Below are 21,200 nucleotides of genomic sequence, written 5' to 3' on the forward strand. Positions count from 1 at the left end.
AAATGCAGATCGATACCATCCGCTTAAAGTTGATCAAGATTGCATCAAAGATAATCCGATCAGCAAGATATATTACATTCAAACTTTGTAGCAGCTGCCCATATAAAGAGGAATTCTACGAAACCTTTGAAAACATAAGGCGACTCCCAAAGTTTGAATAGCAAAAACAGTGAACCTTGGCAATTTCAAAACGGGAAAAATAACCCAAAAACAACTATTACGGGATAAGTCTACCCTTTTTTAGGAACTTTTTCCTTTATATAGATTTTTAAAACTGATAAAACTCAATTTTGAGGGTCTAAATTCATTTTTTAGATCTTCATGAATAATTCAGGTTAAATTTTTTATTAAAGGTTTTATTTAAGTAAATTTGGATATATATATAGTAGAAAGATATCAATTCTCCTCCAAGGAGGTTGATATAGATTGTTATAAGGATGGTATAAATTGCAAATACAGATTTGCAAAGCAGATTAGTTTGTCTAGGATTTAAAGAAAGATAAATATCACTGGAGCAATGAAGGAATGAGCTGCTAGAATGTGGAGGAATGACTTATTGAGAAAACCAGTCAAATAAAAACTGAATATGAAAATATGGAATACGGTCCTTATAACAAGTGACGGGGTTTTCAGAAAATTACTTTTCAGAAAACCCCGTCTATTTTTTTGAAAGAAGCTTTTGAACGATCAAGAGAGCAAAACTAGCGAATCTGCGTCTTGTATTTCCTAAAAAGTTATATCTGTAAAACCGGTTAAGCCATATACATCTGCCACAGCAGCAGCATACTGATAAAGCTGATGAAGAGGACATTGGTATTTTCAAAGGACAGGTGAAAATGACGGAGATGATTGAAGAAGGCCGCTTCCCGTTGAACAAAATAGCGGTTGGTCAGATAGCCTAAGAGCAGTACTGCAAAATAGAGTACCCATTTTTCCACTTGAAAGAGGGTAATGTAAGAGAGATCAATATTAAATAGAAACGAAAAAATATCTACATAGAAAACACCAAAGAAAATACACAAAAGGGCCAGCATGGACATGGCGAAAACATTGTGGAAGTCCCGGCCTTCGCTTCGTTTTTGTTTTCCAAAGAAGATCTGAGACAATTTAATAAAGGAGGTGGCCGTTCCAATATTTACAATATAAATTAAAGCGGAAAAAAAACCTTTATCCGTCAGTCCATAGGCAATGAGGGATTTGCCGATATAGCCGTTGAAAAAGGGAGCTCCTGTAATGGAGAGCATGGCAACAATCATCAAAGTGGCTACTGCAGGGCAATGGGCCAGCACGCCACGAATCTGGGTAACATTTCTCTCGTTGTATTTATTGATGATTACGCCGGCACCCAGAAAGAGAAGAGCCTTGAAAAACGCGTGATTAATCAAGTGGATCAGCCCGCCATAAAAATATTCATTGTCCAGATAACTCAAGCCCATGATGATGAGTCCCACCTGGGAGACTGAGTGAAAAGCTAGGATCTGCTTGATATCCTTTTGGCTGACAGCGAAAAGAACACCGCTTAGGGCTGTGATAAAACCGATTCCAAGAAAAAAAAGATAATAGTCCCTTAGCTGAAAAGCTTGGTTGATGCGAAAGAAAACATAGACACCGCTTTTAACCAAGAGCCCCGATAACAAGGCTGAAATGGAGGCCGGCGCAGCGCCGTGGGCCTTCGGCAGCCAGTTGTACACAGGAAAAAAGGCGGATTTTACACCGGCGGCAGTCACAATAAAGATGATAGAAAGATGAAAGGCAAAATGATCTCGAAGTACTGCCGTCTGTTCGGCAACCAGATCCATGTTCAGGGTCCCTGCCAGATGATACAGCATAAAGGCACCCAATAAAAAGAGAATCATGCTTACAGAATTAAACAGCAAATAGTAGAGAGCAGCCCGCAGAGAAAACCCATCTTTTTTATAGGCAACCAAGACCGTTGAAAGAATGGTGCTGATTTCGATAAATAAAAACAGGGTATAAAAATCTCTGGTTTGCATAATCCCAAAGAATATTCCCTCTAGCAGCAATAAGAAAAACAGAAAGGAAGCATCTGTTTTCCGATAGTTCCAGTCGTAGATGAGACAAATGGTCCACATGACAATGCCCAGGGCGATAAAAGCCAAAGAGATCTTGTCATTGGCCAGGGCGATGCCCACATGGGCAGGCCAGCCGCCCAGTACGATCTGGTGCACCTTAAGGGTGTCTACAAAGGGATAGTAAAAAAACAGCAAAAGAGCAAGTCCCCACTGAACCATTAAGGCCAGATAATTTACGGTTTTATCCTGAAACGCAAAAATGATAACTCCCGATAGAAAGGGAAGAAAAATAACGAGTATAGGAATTAAGTTCATACAAACCTTACCTTTCTAATATTTCGTTCCAATCTAAGGTTCCATAGTAATGAAACAGCTTAATGGCTAGCATTAGTGCCAGGGCGGTGATGGTCAAACCTACAACAATCGTTGTGATCATCAGGGCCTGAGGCAGCGGGTCTACCATATTGGCAGTATTGCCGGGCAAAATCGGAACCTCCCTGCCAGGGACGCTGGAAATGCTTAATATCAATAAGATGACGGACACTTCAGCAATATTCAGGAAAATAATCGATTTAATGATGTTTCTTTGTGTACATAGACCATAGAAGGAAATGAGCAGCAATATAAAGCAAAGAATTTGATCAATCATTTTTTCCCTCCTCGTAAAAGATTGAAAAGATTATGGCAAAGCCTAAGGCAACCTTCATACCGATCAATATATTCAGCAGAGCAAGAAAAATTCTTTTTATAAAGACAGATGCTTCTAAGGGAGCAAAGTTTGTAAAAGGAATTCCTCTTGTAAAAAGACTGATACAGGCCACCAGAACAAGAAGGATAAAAATAAGCTTTTCCAGCATAACAAAACGCTGGAGATCTCTGGGGTCTAAGTCAGTAATCAGGTATACTCCCAACAAAGCTGTGGCTAAAACGGCTCCTCCCTGGAAGCCGCCGCCGGGGGATAGGGCTCCGTGAATAATAATATAGAGTCCAAAGAGGATGATGAAAGGAAACAGCATGCGAAAAACCGCTTGTACAATCTTAGATTCTCTCATCTAAAGCTCCTTTCTGGCTAAAAACAGAATGCCTGCAGAAGTAGCCAATAGTAAAGCGGCTTCAAAGATGGAATCGTAAAGCCGATAATCCAGGTAGATCGCCGTAACCATGTTTGCGGCGCCTGTTTCTTGAAAGCCTCTGGAGAGATAATAGGCTTTGGCAGCTTCCTCCCCAGTGCAAGGAGGACAATCCTCCAGGGCAAGAATAAAGGAATACAGCAAGAATGCCAAAATCAACAGGATAACAATTTTTTTACTCATCGGTTTCACGATCCTCCAAAGCGATAATGCGAATGTGACTATATCCTCGGGTGATGCTCATCAGCTGCTGTGTAATCAGGCTGCTTTTTTTTGCTTTCAATAGATATTTTTTACTCTTAGGATCTCGGTCTATGATGAGATCCACATTTCGATCCCTAAGAATACCTTTAATATCTCCACCTTCTCTAAAATCTACCTTAAGCTTTAAGCCCAGGCTTGTGCAAAAGTCTCTGAGAATATAGTAGCCATCTCCTGCAGCAGTGCCATCCTCGGCTATATGTAGAAAATCAGTGCGGATATGAGAGATCACTAAAAACTCCTTTTGCTTTTCTATCGCAATAATAAATATAAAGGTGGATACTGCGCTGCCGATGGCAGCTTCAGCCAAAGCTACATCCGGTGCATGAAAGATGAAATATAGTAAGGAGATAATTAAAGAGAAAGCACTTAATAGGATAATAGACTTTAATAAATTTTTTGTTTTGAGGATAATCAATGCCAGCAGAATTAAGAGAAGCTCTAAAAATATACTAACCGTCATCGCGATCCTCCTTAAAGGGCACTTTTCCCAAGTAAGCAGAGCGTACAATTAAATGGGTACTAATGGGATTGGTAATCATTAGAAAGGCTAAAACCAGAAATAGCCTAAAAGTAAAGTCTGATAAACCGCTATATAAGATAAGTGCCAGGATGAGGGTGATAAAGGCCATGGTATCGATAAAGCCCGCAGCAAAAAAACGAGAATAGATTGAGGGGAAACGATATAATCCATAGATGCCTATGCCGATATAGAGCCAGCAAAGAATTAAAAGAAGGTTAACTGTCATTTTTCCCGTCCTCCCCTTAAAATAAACTTAGTGATCAACAAAATGCCTATAAAGCCCATAATGCTGTAAGACAATGCCAAATCGATAAAATGGCTGTTTTTTTCCAGGACAGCATAAACCAAAATAAACATAAGTATTTTTGAAAAAATAACATTCAGAGCCAACAGCTTCTCCCAAACGGTATTGTTGACAATAAATTTGATACAGGCAAAGGCAATGGCAGCCAATAGTATCAGTTGGGTAACCTTTAATAGATTCATATCCTGACTCCTATTCACACATTGGTTTATTTCTTGTTTCTTTCATCGTTCCTACTTCCATATGATATAAAAGCTCTTCGTAGTTTCCCAGTACTTCCCGCTTAAGAACTTCGTGAGGGAGATTAGAATACATGCATAATACATACAAGGCACCTTCGTGATAATCCACAGTAATGGTTCCCGGTGTCAGGGTAATAGACATGGACAATATAGCAATAGATAACTCTCCCCTCAATTTTGTAGGAAGGATAAGGGTAGCGGGACAGGGAGGGGTTCGAATGATACGACATAGGAGCACAAAAGAGGCCTTAAACATGGAAAAGAGAAGATAGAAAAAATAATAAATCACCCCCAGGGGATTCAAAAAATAGATGTGGTCTATCCCACTCTGATGGCAAAAGACACTATAATAATAAACAGAAAGCAGGACTACCAGGATGCCCGCTGCCAGATTAATAGGTGTAAAGCTTTGGGTAAGGCTTAACCAAAAAATACTCAGTAGAATGGTCAAGCGAATCAAATATCTCCTTTTGTTCATATTTCACCTCCAATATCCTTGATATCACTAAAAAGACGGATTAAGGTCAAGGATCACTAGATATAAGCATATACAAAGGATCAGGGGTTTATGCATGTGCCCCTCGTGACGCATCAAAGGATATAGATTATTAATACTCAGATTTTAGAAAGCCAGCAGATGCAAATAATGCATAAGAAAGACAGCTTCTGTCTTAGAGAACCATGATATGGTGAGATAGGCATATGATATAAATTTTACATAAATAGAAAAAATCCTTTAAATTTAGCTCATTTATCTAAAAAAACAAATTTTTAAGGGAAAAACGTTAAAAGGTCTTTGAAATTAAAAAAATGAGATTTCTCTCATTTTAATGTATTCTATGATCTATACAATTATAACAGCTTAGAGATTATGTCTTATCCATTCAAGAAATAATATGACAAAGAAGAATTTTGGAAGGACTGCGGAGCGGAAAATATTTTTTAGCATCCCATGCAGCCGGCTTCTGCCCGAAGTTTTTTCTGATTTATAAAATAAAAAATCCAGTTCATCCTTTGTTAGTTCATTCATTCTATAGCCTCCCGATAATCATCTCTATCTAATATTGTATAAAAATTCATAGGATTTGCAATAGGAAACCAATGGGAATGAAGAAAATAGGTCTATATCCCTACGGGGCAGGGGTGAAGGGCGGTAGATTTAGCCTAAGGCTACATACTTCCATTTACCCTTTTGGAATCGTACATATACAAGAGCCCAACGAACCAATTGGTCCATGAATACAGCCATCCATGCACCCACCAGGCCTAGGCACAAAAGTACTACGAATATATAGGACAATAAAATACGAACACCCATAATCCCGACGAAAGTAGAGAGTAGAGGCCAAAGGGTATCGCCAGCCCCCCGGAGCCCTCCGGCCAGAATCAACTGAGAGGATTGAAAGGGCTGAACCAAGGCAATCACCTTTAGTGCCAGTGCTGCGTTGGTAATGATTTCAGGATCATGGGTATAGAGACGAACAATTTGAGGGCCAAATAGGAAAAAAATCATGGCAATAAAGGAGGATACTACAGAACCGATTTTTCTGGTTTCGGAAGCGTACTGCTGTGCTTTCCCGGGCTTTCCGGCTCCAAGACTTTGGCCTACCAAGGCAGAGGCAGCGATGCCGAAGGCCTGCCCTGGATTAAAGGAAAGGCCGAGGATGCTTAAACAGATCTGGTGGGCAGCAAAGGTAACGGTACCGAGAGAAGCTACGATTCTGGCAAATAAAACAATACCCAGTCGTAGAGAAATCTGTTCTAAGGAAGCAGGAACCCCAATCCGCCCAAGATTGTATATCGTATCTTTATGAAATTGAAAAGGGGATAGAGAAAGGGAAACGATACTTTTTCCCTTAAAAATATAGCTGAACAATATCAAGCAAGCCAATAGGTGAGATAGTGAGGTAGAAATCCCGGCACCGATGATTCCTAATTTAGGAAAACCAAAGAGACCATAAATCAGTACTGCATTACCGATGACATTGAGAAAATTAACAGCTAAATTTATCTTCATGGGAAGCCGTGTATCCCCTGCCCCTCTGAGGCAGGCAGCTAAAGAAAAATTGAGGGCTTGGAAGATAAAGCCCAGCATAATAATTTTAAAATATAGACGGCCCATATCTATGGTATCCTTATAGGCGCCCATAACAGTCATGATTTGATCGGTAAATAAAATACCCAGTAGCGAAAGGGGAATGGCAAATAAAAAAAGATTTAATAAAATAACATGCTTTACTGTATTTTCTACCTTATGGGGCTGATTTGCACCAATAAACCTGGATACCAGTGCGGTACCACCCACATTGAGGGACTGAACGAGGGCTAAACCAATGAAGAGAGGCTGATTGGTGATGCCTACGGCGGCCACAGAGGCTGCTGCTGCAGCCGTATCGGCCATTCTACCCAGCATCATCATATCAATCATACTAAACAGAGATCCCAGCAGCATTTCTGCAAGGACCGGCCATGCTATCCGCGTAACATCCTTTCGAATAGGATGTGCAAACAATACATTATTCAGCTTTTCTTTCCAAGCAATAAATGGTTTCATAAAGAAAACGTCCTTTAATATATGATGAAAATCATTTAGCTTCTCTAAATATCATATCATACCTGCATACTTTTTCGCCACTGCTTCGTATATATAGTATAATAAAAATAAAAGAAGATTGAGGAGAGATTCTGTATGTTATCCACAGAGCAAAAACTATTATGCGGGGTAGCCCATCTTGGCTGGGTTGTTGGCGCCCCGATTCTAGCCCCTTTGATTATTATGCTGCTGGCGGGGGATTCCTTTGTAAGGACTCAGGCAAAGGAGGCTTTAGCTTTTCAGATAGGCGTGATCATTTTAGGTGCCATATTTGGTATTTTAAGTATTCTATTGATTGGAATTCCATTGTTGATTGCACTGGCCCTGGGAACATTGATTTTGCCGATTATTGCCATTGTAAGGGTTTGTGATGGCGTTGACTATTCTTATCCGGTTACAGGGAAATTTATTCGGGAAAACTTCTAATAACAATACCCCTTTGGATGTCAAAGGGGTAATATTTTTATTGTTCTAAATTCTTTATCTTATGCGTAATGATTTCAAGAACTGCATCCTGCTGCAGAAGGATATCCTGCTGATCCACATCGATTTCCAGAAGAGGAGAAACCTGATAATCCCGATGCCACTGGGTATATTTTTCGTTTAATCGTTTCCAGTAAACCTGAGGTACAATCAGTTCGTAGGCTCTGCCTCTTTTTTGTATGTTTTCCACTGCCTTTTCTACGGAGCATTTTAAGTAGATCATCAGCATGGGAGGCTTTGTATGCTCCAGCATATTGTCCAGCAGTGTAGAGTAGGTTAAGAATTCTTCACGGCTCATATAGCCGTCTTCATGAAGCATACTGGCAAAAATTTTGTCTCCGAATATGGAGCGGTCCAGCAGTCCGCCTCCATTTTTGTGGACTTCCTTAATCATACGGAAGCGTTCGTTTAGAAAATGGATCTGCATGGTGAAGGCCCAGCGGTGGCGGTCACGATAAAACTTGTCCAACAAAACCTCCGTATCCCGATTTGCCAATTCATTATATAGCTTCAGATTCAATTTTTTTTCCAATAATTCTGCTAAGGTAGTTTTGCCGCTTCCCACAACGCCATCAATACAAATCACTTTGCTCATCCCCGCTCTCCTCTTTGTTCATGTTATAAGAATACAATTCTTTAAATATACATTCGTAAAAAACATAAGTGTAGGGGACGGAGACTTTGGGAGTCACTGAAAAAGTCAGGAATATGACAAATAGACAGGATTGTCATCCTGAGCACAGCGAAGGATCTGCGTAGGTAAAGGTCTTTAAGATTCTTCGTTTCACTAAGAATGACAACCTTTGATTTTTCAGTGGTTTCCGACTCTGTCGTCCCGAGAATTTCAATGCCCTAAATCATATATTTTCTACTGATTCAAGAATACGTACCATTCAATAGACTGATTCAGCTTCTATTTATAGTATACGATAAGTATTCCTATGGGTAAATAGGCAGTAGCATTAGGCCATAGATGATTTAGCCTATGAAAGAAATTATGCTAAGATAGATAGAATGTTTGAAACAAATTCATAGGAGGAATCCCAACTGTATGATACAATAAAATAAATTGTATAGAAGCTGTGATGAAAGGAATTGCTTCAGGAGAAGATAAAGATATCAAAAACTTGCAGAGGTGAAGAAAAAGGATGATTGAAGTAGGAAGATATAACACATTAAAGGTGGCTAATATCACAGGGATAGGAGCCTATCTTGATGCAGAAACAGGAAACCCAAAGGACAATATTTTACTGCCGAACAACCAATTGACAGAGGGTATTCAAGAGGGGCATAGGCTGGAGGTTTTTATTTATAGGGATTCAAAGGACAGATTGATTGCTACAAGAAAGCGCCCCCTGGCCCAGGTAGGAGAACTGGCTGTGCTTAAAGTAGTACAGACAACCCAGATCGGTGCATTTATGGACTGGGGGCTGGAGAAGGATGTATTTCTACCCTTCCAAGAGCAAAAATATAAGGTGCAGACAGGCAGAAGCTACCTTGTAAAACTGTATATCGATAAAAGCGGAAGAATTTGTGCCACTACCGATATTGACAAGGATCTGTCTGCCAACAGCCCTTATAAAAAGGGAGACTGGGTCACGGGAACGGTGTACAGCATCCAGCGGGATATTGGTGTTTTTGTGGCCTTGGAAAACAAGTACAGGGGAATGATTGCCCAAAAGGAATGCTTTGAGGATTTGCGCAACGGAGATCAGATAAATGTCAGAATCAAAGAAATACGGGATGACGGTAAGATCGACTTGTCCTTGCGAAAGGCTGCCTATAAGCAGATGGAGGGAGACAGCGAGAAAGTTTATGAGGCACTGGTGAAAAAGGATGGGTTCTTGCCTCTTCATGATAAAAGTGATCCGGGACAGATTAAGTATCACTTAAACATGAGCAAAGCGGCTTTCAAAAGAGCTGTAGGACGACTGCTAAAAGAAAATAAGATTGTGATTACCGAGAAGGGTATCCAGCTAAAAGAGGAATAGGCTAATCCAATTGCCTATTCCTCTTTAATATAATTATCTCGTCAAGATACTGCTATATATGGTAGAATTTATTTATATTTTTAATGCGATACTTCGCTAAAATGGAGGTGGGAGAATGCAAAAGATAAGAATACTTCACTGTGGAGATTTTCATTTTGATACTCCTTTTTATGGATTGACCACAGGGGAGGCGGAAAAGCGAAAAGAGGACTTGCGGGAAACCTTCGGACGCATTGTATCCATTGCAAAGGAAGAAAAAATGGATATACTCCTGATTAGTGGAGATTTTTTTGATAGTGAAAAGGTAACAAAAACCACCCTGGAATATATCATAAAAAAATTTGGAGAGATACCTCAAATTAGAGTTTTCATCAGCCCAGGCAATCATGATCCCTATACATATAAATCCTATTACCGGTTAATCCAGTGGCCCGTCAATGTCCATATCTTTTCACCAAAGCTGGAAGGCATCTGGATTCCCGAACTGGATACCTGTGTGTATGGCCTTGGGTTTTCTAAAAACCATGAGAAGAAACCTTTGATTGAAGGATTTCAGCCGGAAAACCCCTATTGTATCAATATTATGGTTGCCCATGGAGAAGTGGTTTCAAGAGAGCAGAGTAGTGACTACAATCCGATTTCTATAGAGAATATTGAACAGAGCCAGCTGGATTATTTGGCATTGGGACATAAACACTCCTTCTCAGGCATAAACAAATCCGGAAGCACATACTGGAGCTATAGTGGAAATCCCGAGGGAAGGGGCTTTGACGAACTGGGCTCTAAGGGAATTGTATTAGGTGAAATTGGCAAGGGCTATTGCAACCTTAGCTTTCGTGAAGTCTGTAAACGAAGGTTTTATGAACAGTACATTGATGTCCAGGGTGCTGCAACCTATGAAGAAATCGTGGAACGAATACAGACCCAGGTTGTGGACCCGGACCGTGGGCGAAATCTTTATAAGCTGATCTTGCAGGGGGCCCTATCGGAGGGATTTGTGCTTCATCCGGCTGTTATAGCAGAAAAACTAGAAGATGTATTTTATTTCCTTAAAATCGTGGATGACACGGAAGAATATGTGGATTATGATCAGTTGTCCGATAGTTTTTCCCTTAAGGGTGTCTTTGTACGCACGATGAGGGAAAGACTAAGCAAAGCCGTTGGCCCAGAAGAAAAGAAAAGATTGGAATTAGCTCTGAAGGCAGGGCTGAGAGCCCTAAGAGATGGAGAGGTGACCCTGGAATGATCATCAAAAAAGTAAAAATAGGACGGTTCGGAAAGTTAAAGGATAAAGAAATTGATTTTCAAAGGGGTCTTAATCTTATCTATGGTGAAAACGAAGCAGGGAAGAGTACCCTGCAGGCTTTCATTAAAGCCATGCTCTATGGCATGGGTTCAGGAAAGAAAGATATACGGGAAAACGACAGAAAGCGTTACTTACCTTGGAGCGGGGAAGATGCTGCAGGGGAGCTGTACTTTGAAGATGCTGCTGAACAGGAATACCTTATAAAGCGGCGCTTCGGAGAAAAAAAGAAAAAGGATGACCGGCTTGTGATCGACTGCATTTCTGGTGAAGAGGCAGTCCATATAGATGCTGAAAGGCCCGGACTAACCCTATTGGGGATTGGCGAAGAGGCTTTTGAAAAGACCATTTTTATTCGACAGCTGGGAAGCGAGGTGGCCCGGGATAAAGAAGATGAAATCATGAAAAGGATCAGCAATCTTCAGCAGACTGGGGACGAAAGCTTGTCCTATCACAAAGCGGTAGATGCACTGCAACGAGCGGGAAAGGCATTGCAAAGTCCCAGAAAAACAGGAAGACTGGATAAATTAAAGGCTGAACAGGATCGTCTAAGACAAGAATTGGTTTATACCAAAAGCCTTCATACAGAATGTATCGAAGAACAGCTTCAATTGAACCGGCTGCAGGAAGAAAGAGAAATTTTAATAAAGCAAATTGCCCGGCTGGAAGATAAAAAGAAGGCCGCTAAGCTAGCGCTCTTAAAGGAAGAGTATGAGCAGCTTTGCGATTACGAAAGACAAATTCAAGAGAAGCTACAAACCATAGCCCGATTAGAGCAATCTTTAAACCATAAGGGATACCAGATTGACGGAAGCTGGATTGCAGGGACAAGAGAAAAGCTTCATCGTCAGAAAGAACTTCAAAAAAACTATTTAAACATTGAAGAACAGCAGAAAAGCCTTCAAAGCCGCCTTAAGGAGCAAAAGGCCTTATTGGAAGAGCTTGGAGGCTATAAAGATTTGGACGAGGACATCGAACTAAAGCTTTTCGAGATTCTTCAGGAAAAGCAGAATCTGGAACAAAAAAGAGCAGAGATAGAAGCTTTGACAGAAGAAAAAAAATTTCTGGAAAGGCAGCTGCAAAATGAAAAGGAAAGTCTGGGTCGGGCCCTTCGCTTTGAAGAGGTGCCTTCTAATCTGGAAATTGAAATATATGACAGAGAGGATCGGGTCAAGGAGTTAAAGAATAAGATTGCTGGGGATACCCGAAGAGATCACCTGCTGTTAAAGCAGGATATGATAAAGGATAAACAGAAAACCACCATGCTGCTGCTTCTGGCCGGAGTAGCAGCAATGGCAGGCGGAGCTGCAGCCGGTTGGTTTATCAACACTTTGCTGTACGGGCTGGGTGCATTAGGCTTGCTGCTGTGCATACTGGGATTCGTTCGAAAAGGGAAGCTGGCCGGTGAAGTAAAAAAGCTGGAAATGGAGATATCTGTTTTCGGAGATACCAAGGAACTGCATAAGGAGTTGGAAGACAATTTAAGAGAACTTCAGCAAATATATATACGTTTCGGGGTAATGAACCTTCAAGAGTTCCGGAGCGGCATGCTCCGATATACGGAGAAAAGAGAGAATATAGAGATTCTCAATGTGAAAATCGGGGAAAAGAAAAAACAGCTGGAAGGGTTTTTAGCCGATGAGATTCAGGAAAAGCTGTCAAGATGTGAGCATTTTATTGGAGAGATTTATGACCGGTGCGGCTGTCAAGATTACGAAGCTTTCAAGCAGGGGCTAAAGCAGTATAGAAAGCTATTATCTGATCAAGAGAACATAGAAAACAAATTAGGGGAAGTTTCAGATCAGCTTCACAGATTGCAGGAAGAACTAGATCAGATGGCGATAAACATAGGAGAAGCTTTCGCCTTAATAGGAAAAACATTCGATGAATTTGAAAAGGATGAACAGCTCATTGAAGAAATATCAACACAGCTGCAGCAGCAGAAGGAAGAAAAAGTTGCCCTGGAAGCCCTGGAAAATACCTATGAAGCCCTATTAAAGGGACGAAGCCTTTCGCAAATGGGGGAAGAGATGGCTGCAGCGGAAGCAATGTCAGAGATACAGGCGGGAGAAACGGAAGAGCTTTTGGAAAATGCCCTAAGAGAAAGCACACAGCAGCTGATCATCATGGAAAGACGAATCAGAGATCTGGAGTATGGCATTCAGAGCCGGCTCCAGGGAGTACGAACCATCACCGGTATTGAGGAAGAACTGGAAGGAGTTCGCCAGCAGATCAGTTATTATGAGGAAGTGGCTATTTCCCTCGATATAGGCAAAGAGGTTTTAGAGCAGGCTTTCAAGGAAATACAAAGAAGCTTTGGACCCCGGTTTAATAAAACAGTAGGAGAAATCCTTGGAAAGATCACTGTCGGCAAGTATAGTGAAGTCAAAATATCTGAGGATTATCAAGTAAAGGTTTCCGACTCTATGGAAGATAAGATTAAGGATATCGATTATTTTAGCAATGGAACCTGGGATCAGATCTATTTTGCCCTGCGGCTGGGGATCACGGAGATGATCTTTGGAAAAGAGGCCACAGTGCCGATTTTTCTCGATGATGCCTTTGTACAGTATGATGAGGAACGACTAAAGGCAGTGTTGGAATATCTCTATGACTATGGGAAGCAGCATCAGGTGATTTTATTTACCTGTCAAAGGAGAGAGGTCGAGGTGCTGCAGCAGTATTCAGATGTGAATTTTATATATCTGTAATCTTGATAAATAAATGTTTTTAAGAGGGTTTTAAATGTAGGGAACGACCCATAGGCGTCAACTTAACCCATAATTTGTCATCCTGAGCGGAGTAAAACGGAGTCGAAGGATCTTTAAGCTAGATGACATATTCTGATAATCAAAAGTAATCTTGCTTATGTTCTATAAGATTCTTCGCTAACGCTCAGAATGACATGCTTCTAAGGTTTATTTGGAAATAATTGGATTACGTTGACGCCTACGGGGAACGACCCTTGTGTCGTTCCGAAAGCAGGCAGATGTTGTACCTGCTGTATTCTTTACGAATGGTGCATATACGTGCATAATCACACATCTGTAGGAGGAACAATGTTTGAGGAAAAAAAAACTGTCAGAATTATGCTGGACCTGGACGGCGTGCTAGCCAACTTTACAAAAATTTTTTTAGAGACTGCTCATGATATGTTTCAGACACCCCTGGTGCCTAGTGTTAACCACTGGAATTATTCTGAGGCAGGTATTGGACTGACGAAGGAAATGACCCGGCAGGTATGGGAGTGTGTATTGCAAAGGGAGAATCTATGGGAAAAGCTTGAACCTATTGCAGAAGAGGAAGACCTAGCCCTTCTTCGGGAGATGGTCGGGGATCCAAACTATGAATTTTATGCCATTACTGCCCGTCCCCAAACCCCCGGCAGGCCGGTTATTCTCCAATGCTGCAACTGGTTGGAAAAGCATGTCTGCAGGGGAATCAGCGTGATTCCCCGGAGGGATAAGGTCAAGATATGCAAGGGCTTAGACATTGATTACGCTATTGACGATTCCCCAGTTTTTGTCCAGGAACTGCTGGAAGGGGGCATTAACATTTATTTGCAGGATCAGCCCTATAATCAAGAATTGACGGGGGTTACCAGAATTTATCGATTAAAGGAATTCCTTGAGATCATTCAAGAAGAGCAGCAGATCATAGCTGCTGAGGTTGGTTAGAAATAGAAAAGAAATGCTTGGAAAGCCGGTGAAAAAATGAAAAAAGAAGAGCTCTATAGAAGATTGGAAAAGGAAATACTGATTTTTGACGGTGCCATGGGAACCATGCTGCAGCAAAGTGGTTTAAAGGCGGGAGAATGTCCCGAAGCAATGAATCTTCATCATGAAGAAAGCATTTTTCAGATTCACAGGAAGTATGTGGAGGCAGGCTGCCGTATTATTCAAACCAATACCTTTGGTGCCAATCGAATCAAGCTGGACCTATATGGTCTGGCAGACCAGGTGGAGGCCATTAATGCAAAGGGGGCCGCGATTGCCAGAAAAGCAGCGGGTGAGGGCTGTTTGGTGGCAGGAGATATGGGACCTATCGGAAAGCTGCTTTCGCCCTTAGGACCCTTATCCTACGAGGAGGCTTATCATACTTTTTATGAGCAAGCCAAGGCGCTCATTGAGGGCGGTGTAGACCTCATCAATATTGAGACCATGTCAGATATACAGGAAGCCAAGATTGCAGTCATTGCTGCGAAAGATGCAGGAGATGTGCCGGTAATCTGTACCATGACCTTTCAAAAAGATCTTCGAACCTTAACGGGAACAGATCCGGAAACAGCGGCTGCTATCTTAGAAGCCTTGGATGTGGCTGTACTGGGAGCAAACTGCAGCTTTGGACCGGATATGATGATCAATGTCCTAGAAAGAATGTATAAAATAACAAAAAAGCCTTTGATCGTCCAACCCAATGCGGGACTGCCCAAATTGGTGAATGGAGAAACCTGCTTTGACTTATCGCCTGAAGAGATGGCTGGCTATGCTAAAACACTGGTAGCTGCGGGGGCCAACATTATCGGGGGATGCTGCGGAACCACGCCCGGGCATATGGAAGCCATGGCAAAAACCCTTTCAGGAGAAAAACCTATACAGAGGCAGACCATAACCTGCTCAAAATTATCCAGCGGCTCAAAAACTGTATTCATAGATGAAGCACTACCCTATAACATCATAGGCGAATGCATCAACCTTACAGGGAGAAAGCATTTGATGGAGTCCGTTAGAGAAAATAATTTTCATGTCATTGCTAAGGAAGCCCAGAGCCAAGTAACTGCCGGAGCACAAATCATTGATGTAAACATGGGAATCCGAGATGGTATGGTTCGCGAGGAAACTGCGATGGTCAATGGGATTATGGCAGTACAACGGGCTGTGGATGCACCATTATCCATTGATACAGTGAATGTTGAGGTGATGGAAGCTGCTTTAAAAGTTTACAGAGGAAAGCCCTTATTAAATTCCACCAATGGAGAAGATGCTTCTCTTGATCGTGTTATTCATTTAGCAAAACGATATGGGGCTGCGATTCTGGGGCTAACCTTAGACCAGCAGGGCATTCCTGAGACCGTAGAGAAAAGATTTCATCTGGCGAAAAAGATCGTAAACAGGGCTGTGAAAGCGGGTATTCCCAAGGAAGATATCTTCATTGACACCTTGACCCTTACCGCCGGAGCTCAGCAGAAATGGGTTCCCGATACGCTAAAAACACTCCGTAGGGTAAAGGAAGAACTAGGGGTAAGAACCATATTAGGCGTCAGCAACATTTCCCATGGTCTGCCCAATCGCAGGGATTTAACAGCTGCTTATTTGGCCATGGCCCTAGAAGCAGGCCTGGATGTACCCATCATTAATCCCTACGAGGAAAAAATCTGGGCTGTTCTCCGCAGTGCCAATGTGTTGACAGGAAGGGATGAAAAGGCACAGGAATATATCCGCTGGGCTAGCGAAAAAGTAGAAGCAGAAAGATCGAAGGAGCAAAAGGTAAAAAAAGAAAGTCTATTCGAAGCAGTCATAGAGGGAGAGCGGGAAAGAGTGCCAAACCTGATTAAAGGTTTGCAGCAGCAGGGATTTTCTGCTATGGAGATCATTCAAGAGCAGGTAGTAAAGGCACTGGAAGCGGTAGGAGAGGGCTATGAAAAACAAACCTATTTTCTACCGCAGCTGCTGATGGCTGCAGAGGCAGCTCAGAGTGCATTTGTCTGTCTGAAGGAGGATCTTGAGCAGGAGAGCTATGAGAAGATCGGCACCTATCTAATCGCTACTGTAAAAGGAGATATTCATGATATCGGAAAAAATATCGTATCGATCATGCTTCAGAATCACGGTTTTAAGGTAGTAGATTTGGGCAAAGATGTGCCAACGGAAACCATTATTCAAAAAGCCATAGAAGAAAAGCCGGATATCATAGGCTTAAGCGCACTGATGACAACTACTATGCAGGAGATGCAGGAGGTTGTAGAAGGGTTAAAAAATAAAGACCTCAATATACCGGTGATGGTAGGGGGGGCCGTGGTGACAGAAGTCTTTGCAGCATCTATAGGAGCGGAATATGCTGCCGATGCGGTAGAAGCGGTGAAGGCAGCCAAGAGAATCATCGAAAAGAAAAAAGCACTGGAATAAATCCAGTGCTTTTCGTATATATGGCTTTATCATTCGTCTGGCCCATACATTGTGCCTTTTTTATACCATTCGGATGCAAAACTGTGGACAGGCGGACATACAGTAACCGCATTGCATGCATTTGTCTAGTACAATGAATGCTTTTCCAGCCTCATCAAAATCAATGGCATCGTTATGACAGACATCCTTGCAGCGGCCGCAGGAAATACACATAAACTGCATTACCTGAGGGTTTTTGATATTGCGTATCGTAAGGATGCCGTCTAAATCTTTCTCATTGTTAAAATAACGGGTGTTATATTCTACTTCTTCATGGCTTACCATACCTAAAGCAATGGCTGCGGAGCCCTGCACTTCTCTGGCAAATGTCATAGACTCATGGAAATCATTGATCAAGGTGCCGCCCCCCAGTACTTTCATCAGGTAAATCCCTTTGCCTTTTTCAGCATTCAGTGCTATGGCCTGAAGCATGTCCTGCACAGTCCCCTCCAAAATACCTCTGGCATCCTTATTAATGAGGGGAAATAAAATATCTATGTCATTATTTTCAGCAACGAGCTTTGCAACCTTTGCATTGTGAGTTGCGATTCCTACAGCCTTGATAAGGCCTTTCTTTTTATAATCCAGCAGACACTGGAAAGCGCCTTTGCGGACCTCAAAGACATCGGTATTGGCACGGGCTGCATGGAGATGAAAAATATCAATATAAGGCACATCTAATTCCCTCAGGGCCTCATGGATGGCTGTTTCCATGTCTTCATAGGTGGTGGCGGTGGACTTGGAGGCAATAACCGGGCGAATCCCTGTTTTTTCTATAGCCAGACGAATATGGGGATAGGTTTTATACATCTGTGCGGTATCGAAAAAGTTAATGCCCTTTTTTAAAGCATCGGCTAAAATCTCGGAGGCTTCCTCTACTGGAACGTTTTTCTGCAGGGGACCTATGGGAAGAACGCCAAAACAAAGTTCAGTTACTTCAATATTGGTTTTTCCTAAAATGTTTTTTTTCATTTGATTACCCTCCCGATGAGCATTCATTCTATTTAGATATTCGAAATAAATTAAAATAATCCTGCTGCTTTATGATTTTTTGCCTGTTAGAATTTCTACAAGATTTTTTACAATACGGGCGGTCATTCCCCAAATGATGTACGGGCCATATTCATAAAAGAGCACAGGGTAGCTGCCGATCTTCCAGTTATAATTCCGGCCATTTTGAATTTTATCAAAGGGGAAATCATCATCCACCTCGGTTTTTATATGAATGGGGTGATCTAAAGGCGGATTTTCTATAAAGAAGCTTAAAGGAACCGTAAATAAAGATGAAACCTCATCAGGATTAAAGGAAAAGTCTTTTAATGGGATTTTCGGCAAGGCACCTAAAAAGGGATAAAGAATTAAGTTATAGGGAGTAACAATATAATCTAAGGGACCGAATAACTCAATCCTCTCTTCATCAAGTCCTAATTCCTCCGCAGTTTCCCGTAAGGCACACTGCTCTGGGGATTCATCCTTTTCTATTCTGCCGCCGGGGAAACATACCTCACCAGGCTGGGTCTTGAGATTTTCAGAACGTATTTCAAATAAGAGATGAAGTTCATCCTGAACTTGAAGAAGGGGTACCAAAATAGAAAAGCCTTTATAATCCCCTTCCGGCTTTGCCTGGCGATTTTGGGTTATTTCTTTTAAACTGGATATCTTCATGAAATCACCTCATTTGATCTATGGAATGATTTAAATACAAATCCATAAGTTCATGTTGTACCGCAATATGAACTTTAACTTGAATATCATAGGCGTCAACTTAATCTAAATATTTCCAAATAAACCTTAGAAGCATGTCATTCTGAGCGTTAGTGAAGAATCTTATAAAACATAAGCAAAATTACTTTTGATTATCAGAATATATCATCTAGCTTAAAGATCCTTCGACTCCGTTTTACTCCGCTCAGGATGACAAATTATGGGTTAAGTTGACGCCTATGACTTGAATATAAGCTTACTATAACATTAGTATAGTATACTTTTTGAACAGATGAAAGTACAGATCTATCCTCAAGATTCTTTCTAATACTGTATGCATAGTTTTCCTTTCTTTTGACCAAAATAGCAAAAGAAAACCCAAAAGGAGGAGCTAGGATGGATAATTTAAGTGTGATGAGTATACGGGTAGATCACAGAACAGATTCTGCACCGAAGATGCAGGAAATCCTTACAAAAAATGGAGATATTATTATCGGGAGATTTGGAATCCACGATCCTGGGGAGATAGATCATGGATTGATAACCCTGAATCTCCGGGGAGATATGCAAAGAATTCAGAGAATGGCCGACAGCCTCGAATCTTTAGAAGGGATTAAAGTAAATCATATGCAGGTATAATACAAAAAGGACAGTTCAGCGAACTGTCCTTAAAAATGCTACAAAAACTTAAACTTAACATCAATAGTATATCAAAAAATGAAAATTTGACAAAAAAACTTAAAAACAAAAGAAAAATCCAGAAGGTTAGAATGGAGCTCATAGGCAGGTATTGGAGCCTTGCAGCGGACCTTTGCATAATCGATCATCTTTAGATACAATAGGCTTACATTTTACCGGTAGGGAGGTAGGTTATTATGGAAGCAAAAGCCCATCCTCAATTTGCAGAGGAAGAGGATCACCTTAAAAAACCATTCGGTGGATTGAAGAGGAAGAAACTTTCCTTCAGGATTATGAGGATATTTTAAAAGGTGAGATTGCGGAAATCCGAAAAACAGTAACGACGCTGATGGATGAAAGACTCATTGCCAAACAGCAGCTTTACCGTATCGCAGCTAAGAATATGGAGAATCTGAAAAAAGCGGAGGGGAGTCCCTATTTTGGCAGAATAGATTTTCAGGAACGGAGCCGGAATGAGGTTGAAGAAATTTATATCGGTAAATTTGGACTAATGGATAAGGATCGTGATATGCCCATTGTAGTAGATGAAGCCCAGGATTTTGATGAGTTTAAGATGAGTATTCTGCGGGAACTGTCCATGAACGATTCTTTTACTTTTGTGGGGGATTTAGCCCAGGGAATCTATTCCTACAGAGGCATAAGGGATTGGAAGAGAAGTATGGAGAGAGTTTTTCCCGATAAAGACTATAACTACCATCTATTGACTACCAGATATCGTTCCACTATTGAAATAATAGAATTGGCCAATGAGGTGATTAAGCTATGCAGCGACTTAGAAGCTGTATTGGCAGAACCGATACTTAGACATGAGGAAAAACCGAAATGGATTCCATACAGCAGTATTGAGGAAATGGCAGATAAAGTAATCCGAAGGATTGACGTGCTTCATCAAGAGGCCATGGGTTCCATGGCGGTCATTTGCAAGGATTTAGACGAAGCCCTGTCCGTACATAAAATATTAGAGGGTAAGGTTGAAAATTTACATTTGATAACAGATCAGAAAACAGATTTTCAGGGTGGTACTGCAGTTATCCCCTCCTACCTATCAAAAGGCTTGGAATTTGATGGTGTGATTCTTTGGAATGTCAGTAAGGAAGCCTATGAGATGAATCCTATGGACATTAAGCTGCTCTATATCGGCATTACGAGAGCCCTGCACCGTCTGTATCTATTTAGTCAGGCCAAAGCAGCCCCCATATTAGAAGCAGTAAAGCCAAAATTGAGTTTCTAAAAAATCAAGACAATCTATTGGGGGCACAAATATTGATAAATTCCTTCTAAATCCTCGCTACGCTGGGACAACCCTACTTTCTTGACACAATAAGACCTATATAGCCATAAAATTTTGCCATAAAAAGACCTATCATTTCCTTTCGGTTATAAAAACGGAAAAGCTACAGATAATAAACAAGAAAAAATAATTGGAGGGATGTCTGTGAAAAGAAAAGTAGTTGTTGAAAATACGCTTAAAGACGTGAGAAATTATTTGGCCAATCATGGATATGATGTGAGAACCATGTATCAGGACGATACGGTAGAGGATATTGTAGCCGATGAGTATGATGCCATCGTAGTAACAGATCTGCATAGCGGGAATGTAGACAGAAAATTAAAAGTAAAGGTTCCGGTAATCGAAGCTGCGGGACTGACACCTGGAGAAGTATATCAGAGAATGACCGCAGGACAAAACCGTTAGTTTATTCAAAACTGCAAATATGCTATGATAAAAGGAGTTGAAGGTATGGCCTTCGGCTCCTTTATATTTATATT

General features: G+C 41.2%; 23 protein-coding genes. 10 read left to right on the forward strand and 13 right to left on the reverse strand.

Translation table 11 applies throughout. The annotated features are described in order from the left end of the window. Positions 1–161: transposase (locus BUB56_RS15695; protein ID WP_190014463.1), on the forward strand; the 161-nt coding region annotated here is incomplete at its 5' end. A 591-nt stretch (positions 162–752) separates the two neighbouring features. On the opposite strand, the gene BUB56_RS15700 is transcribed toward BUB56_RS15695, so the two are convergent. From BUB56_RS15700 to BUB56_RS15740, 10 genes are all read right to left on the reverse strand, one after another. Beyond that, positions 753–2,348: a complex I subunit 5 family protein gene (locus BUB56_RS15700; RefSeq protein WP_110942231.1), complete on the reverse strand. Its 1,596-nt coding sequence runs from the start codon at positions 2,346–2,348 to the stop codon at positions 753–755. 7 nt (positions 2,349–2,355) lie between these two features. Continuing rightward, entirely contained in the window at positions 2,356–2,682 is a 327-nt protein-coding gene (locus tag BUB56_RS15705) for a sodium:proton antiporter (RefSeq protein ID WP_110942232.1), read from the reverse strand. Further along, positions 2,675–3,085, reverse strand: coding sequence for an MnhB domain-containing protein (locus BUB56_RS15710; RefSeq protein ID WP_110942233.1), 411 nt, complete (start codon positions 3,083–3,085; stop codon positions 2,675–2,677). The genes BUB56_RS15705 and BUB56_RS15710 overlap by 8 nt, the downstream gene beginning before the upstream one ends. Next, a complete protein-coding gene (locus BUB56_RS15715) occupies positions 3,086–3,346 on the reverse strand; it encodes a hypothetical protein (protein WP_110942234.1) in 261 nt (86 codons plus the stop codon). Further along, positions 3,339–3,887 carry a Na(+)/H(+) antiporter subunit B gene (locus tag BUB56_RS15720; RefSeq protein ID WP_110942235.1) on the reverse strand — a complete coding sequence of 183 codons (549 nt, stop codon included), beginning with the start codon at positions 3,885–3,887 and terminating at the stop codon, positions 3,339–3,341. The genes BUB56_RS15715 and BUB56_RS15720 overlap by 8 nt, the downstream gene beginning before the upstream one ends. After that, positions 3,877–4,173: a monovalent cation/H(+) antiporter subunit G gene (gene mnhG, locus BUB56_RS15725; protein WP_110942236.1), complete on the reverse strand. Its 297-nt coding sequence runs from the start codon at positions 4,171–4,173 to the stop codon at positions 3,877–3,879. The genes BUB56_RS15720 and mnhG overlap by 11 nt, the downstream gene beginning before the upstream one ends. Further along, on the reverse strand, positions 4,170–4,433 hold the full coding sequence (locus tag BUB56_RS15730) for an MrpF/PhaF family protein (RefSeq protein WP_110942237.1): 264 nt from the start codon (positions 4,431–4,433) through the stop codon (positions 4,170–4,172). Before BUB56_RS15730 ends, mnhG begins: the two co-directional genes overlap by 4 nt. A gap of 10 nt (positions 4,434–4,443) precedes the next feature. Next, complete coding sequence (locus BUB56_RS15735; RefSeq protein ID WP_110942238.1) at positions 4,444–4,971, reverse strand: Na+/H+ antiporter subunit E; 528 nt, start codon at positions 4,969–4,971, stop codon at positions 4,444–4,446. A gap of 384 nt (positions 4,972–5,355) precedes the next feature. Then, positions 5,356–5,523 carry a hypothetical protein gene (locus BUB56_RS19530; RefSeq protein ID WP_190014612.1) on the reverse strand — a complete coding sequence of 56 codons (168 nt, stop codon included), beginning with the start codon at positions 5,521–5,523 and terminating at the stop codon, positions 5,356–5,358. Positions 5,524–5,652: 129 nt separating this feature from the next. Continuing rightward, positions 5,653–7,047 carry an MATE family efflux transporter gene (locus BUB56_RS15740; protein ID WP_110942239.1) on the reverse strand — a complete coding sequence of 465 codons (1,395 nt, stop codon included), beginning with the start codon at positions 7,045–7,047 and terminating at the stop codon, positions 5,653–5,655. A 135-nt stretch (positions 7,048–7,182) separates the two neighbouring features. Here BUB56_RS15740 and BUB56_RS15745 point away from each other — a divergent pair, with 135 nt between their 5' ends. Next, complete coding sequence (locus BUB56_RS15745; protein WP_110942240.1) at positions 7,183–7,512, forward strand: DUF4870 domain-containing protein; 330 nt, start codon at positions 7,183–7,185, stop codon at positions 7,510–7,512. Between the two features lie 37 nt (positions 7,513–7,549). Here the strand turns inward: BUB56_RS15745 and BUB56_RS15750 are convergent, their stop codons facing one another. Next, entirely contained in the window at positions 7,550–8,164 is a 615-nt protein-coding gene (locus BUB56_RS15750; protein ID WP_110942241.1) for a deoxynucleoside kinase, read from the reverse strand. Between the two features lie 553 nt (positions 8,165–8,717). Between BUB56_RS15750 and BUB56_RS15755 the strand changes: the two genes are divergently transcribed. The 5 genes from BUB56_RS15755 to BUB56_RS15775 all read left to right on the forward strand — a co-directional run bounded on the left by BUB56_RS15755 (position 8,718) and on the right by BUB56_RS15775 (position 16,988). Further along, on the forward strand, positions 8,718–9,560 hold the full coding sequence (locus BUB56_RS15755; protein WP_110942242.1) for a CvfB family protein: 843 nt from the start codon (positions 8,718–8,720) through the stop codon (positions 9,558–9,560). 115 nt (positions 9,561–9,675) lie between these two features. Then, the gene (locus tag BUB56_RS15760; protein ID WP_110942243.1) at positions 9,676–10,806 is read left to right on the forward strand and encodes a metallophosphoesterase family protein; all 1,131 of its coding nucleotides are present in this window, start codon (positions 9,676–9,678) and stop codon (positions 10,804–10,806) included. Further along, on the forward strand, positions 10,803–13,574 hold the full coding sequence (locus BUB56_RS15765; protein WP_110942244.1) for an AAA family ATPase: 2,772 nt from the start codon (positions 10,803–10,805) through the stop codon (positions 13,572–13,574). The genes BUB56_RS15760 and BUB56_RS15765 overlap by 4 nt, the downstream gene beginning before the upstream one ends. Before the next feature lie 348 nt (positions 13,575–13,922). Beyond that, positions 13,923–14,540 carry a 5' nucleotidase, NT5C type gene (locus tag BUB56_RS15770; protein WP_110942245.1) on the forward strand — a complete coding sequence of 206 codons (618 nt, stop codon included), beginning with the start codon at positions 13,923–13,925 and terminating at the stop codon, positions 14,538–14,540. Positions 14,541–14,576: 36 nt separating this feature from the next. Beyond that, positions 14,577–16,988, forward strand: a complete 2,412-nt coding sequence (locus BUB56_RS15775; protein WP_110942246.1) for a homocysteine S-methyltransferase family protein — start codon at positions 14,577–14,579, stop codon at positions 16,986–16,988. A gap of 60 nt (positions 16,989–17,048) precedes the next feature. On the opposite strand, the gene BUB56_RS15780 is transcribed toward BUB56_RS15775, so the two are convergent. Then, positions 17,049–17,999 carry an aldo/keto reductase gene (locus BUB56_RS15780; protein WP_110942247.1) on the reverse strand — a complete coding sequence of 317 codons (951 nt, stop codon included), beginning with the start codon at positions 17,997–17,999 and terminating at the stop codon, positions 17,049–17,051. Between the two features lie 69 nt (positions 18,000–18,068). Then, positions 18,069–18,692: an NUDIX hydrolase gene (locus BUB56_RS15785; protein ID WP_110942248.1), complete on the reverse strand. Its 624-nt coding sequence runs from the start codon at positions 18,690–18,692 to the stop codon at positions 18,069–18,071. 435 nt (positions 18,693–19,127) lie between these two features. Here BUB56_RS15785 and BUB56_RS15790 point away from each other — a divergent pair, with 435 nt between their 5' ends. The 3 genes from BUB56_RS15790 (at position 19,128) to BUB56_RS15800 (ending at position 21,126) form a co-directional block, all read left to right on the forward strand. Continuing rightward, positions 19,128–19,370, forward strand: coding sequence for a hypothetical protein (locus BUB56_RS15790; RefSeq protein ID WP_110942249.1), 243 nt, complete (start codon positions 19,128–19,130; stop codon positions 19,368–19,370). A gap of 388 nt (positions 19,371–19,758) precedes the next feature. Continuing rightward, positions 19,759–20,661, forward strand: coding sequence for an ATP-binding domain-containing protein (locus tag BUB56_RS15795; RefSeq protein ID WP_110942250.1), 903 nt, complete (start codon positions 19,759–19,761; stop codon positions 20,659–20,661). 204 nt (positions 20,662–20,865) lie between these two features. Beyond that, the gene (locus BUB56_RS15800) at positions 20,866–21,126 is read left to right on the forward strand and encodes a YkuS family protein (RefSeq protein ID WP_190014615.1); all 261 of its coding nucleotides are present in this window, start codon (positions 20,866–20,868) and stop codon (positions 21,124–21,126) included. Positions 21,127–21,200: the final 74 nt, after the last annotated feature.

Origin of the sequence: Geosporobacter subterraneus DSM 17957, assembly GCF_900142145.1 — a bacterium.
Taxonomy (GTDB): Bacteria; Bacillota; Clostridia; order Peptostreptococcales; family Thermotaleaceae; genus Geosporobacter; species Geosporobacter subterraneus.

What these genes read in the sequence shown, in the direction of transcription:
- BUB56_RS15760 (WP_110942243.1), top strand. Translation starts at nt 9,676, where the DNA reads ATGCAAAAGATAAGAATACTTCACTGTGGAGATTTTCATTTTGATACT.
- BUB56_RS15780 (WP_110942247.1), bottom strand. Translation starts at nt 17,999, where the DNA reads ATGAAAAAAAACATTTTAGGAAAAACCAATATTGAAGTAACTGAACTT.
- BUB56_RS15750 (WP_110942241.1), bottom strand. Translation starts at nt 8,164, where the DNA reads ATGAGCAAAGTGATTTGTATTGATGGCGTTGTGGGAAGCGGCAAAACT.
- BUB56_RS15745 (WP_110942240.1), top strand. Translation starts at nt 7,183, where the DNA reads ATGTTATCCACAGAGCAAAAACTATTATGCGGGGTAGCCCATCTTGGC.
- BUB56_RS15740 (WP_110942239.1), bottom strand. Translation starts at nt 7,047, where the DNA reads ATGAAACCATTTATTGCTTGGAAAGAAAAGCTGAATAATGTATTGTTT.
- BUB56_RS15730 (WP_110942237.1), bottom strand. Translation starts at nt 4,433, where the DNA reads ATGAATCTATTAAAGGTTACCCAACTGATACTATTGGCTGCCATTGCC.
- BUB56_RS15735 (WP_110942238.1), bottom strand. Translation starts at nt 4,971, where the DNA reads ATGAACAAAAGGAGATATTTGATTCGCTTGACCATTCTACTGAGTATT.
- BUB56_RS15705 (WP_110942232.1), bottom strand. Translation starts at nt 2,682, where the DNA reads ATGATTGATCAAATTCTTTGCTTTATATTGCTGCTCATTTCCTTCTAT.
- BUB56_RS15700 (WP_110942231.1), bottom strand. Translation starts at nt 2,348, where the DNA reads ATGAACTTAATTCCTATACTCGTTATTTTTCTTCCCTTTCTATCGGGA.
- BUB56_RS15765 (WP_110942244.1), top strand. Translation starts at nt 10,803, where the DNA reads ATGATCATCAAAAAAGTAAAAATAGGACGGTTCGGAAAGTTAAAGGAT.
- BUB56_RS15720 (WP_110942235.1), bottom strand. Translation starts at nt 3,887, where the DNA reads ATGACGGTTAGTATATTTTTAGAGCTTCTCTTAATTCTGCTGGCATTG.
- BUB56_RS15755 (WP_110942242.1), top strand. Translation starts at nt 8,718, where the DNA reads ATGATTGAAGTAGGAAGATATAACACATTAAAGGTGGCTAATATCACA.
- BUB56_RS15710 (WP_110942233.1), bottom strand. Translation starts at nt 3,085, where the DNA reads ATGAGAGAATCTAAGATTGTACAAGCGGTTTTTCGCATGCTGTTTCCT.
- BUB56_RS15785 (WP_110942248.1), bottom strand. Translation starts at nt 18,692, where the DNA reads ATGAAGATATCCAGTTTAAAAGAAATAACCCAAAATCGCCAGGCAAAG.
- BUB56_RS19530 (WP_190014612.1), bottom strand. Translation starts at nt 5,523, where the DNA reads ATGAATGAACTAACAAAGGATGAACTGGATTTTTTATTTTATAAATCA.
- BUB56_RS15715 (WP_110942234.1), bottom strand. Translation starts at nt 3,346, where the DNA reads ATGAGTAAAAAAATTGTTATCCTGTTGATTTTGGCATTCTTGCTGTAT.
- mnhG (WP_110942236.1), bottom strand. Translation starts at nt 4,173, where the DNA reads ATGACAGTTAACCTTCTTTTAATTCTTTGCTGGCTCTATATCGGCATA.
- BUB56_RS15790 (WP_110942249.1), top strand. Translation starts at nt 19,128, where the DNA reads ATGGATAATTTAAGTGTGATGAGTATACGGGTAGATCACAGAACAGAT.
- BUB56_RS15770 (WP_110942245.1), top strand. Translation starts at nt 13,923, where the DNA reads ATGTTTGAGGAAAAAAAAACTGTCAGAATTATGCTGGACCTGGACGGC.
- BUB56_RS15775 (WP_110942246.1), top strand. Translation starts at nt 14,577, where the DNA reads ATGAAAAAAGAAGAGCTCTATAGAAGATTGGAAAAGGAAATACTGATT.
- BUB56_RS15795 (WP_110942250.1), top strand. Translation starts at nt 19,759, where the DNA reads ATGGATGAAAGACTCATTGCCAAACAGCAGCTTTACCGTATCGCAGCT.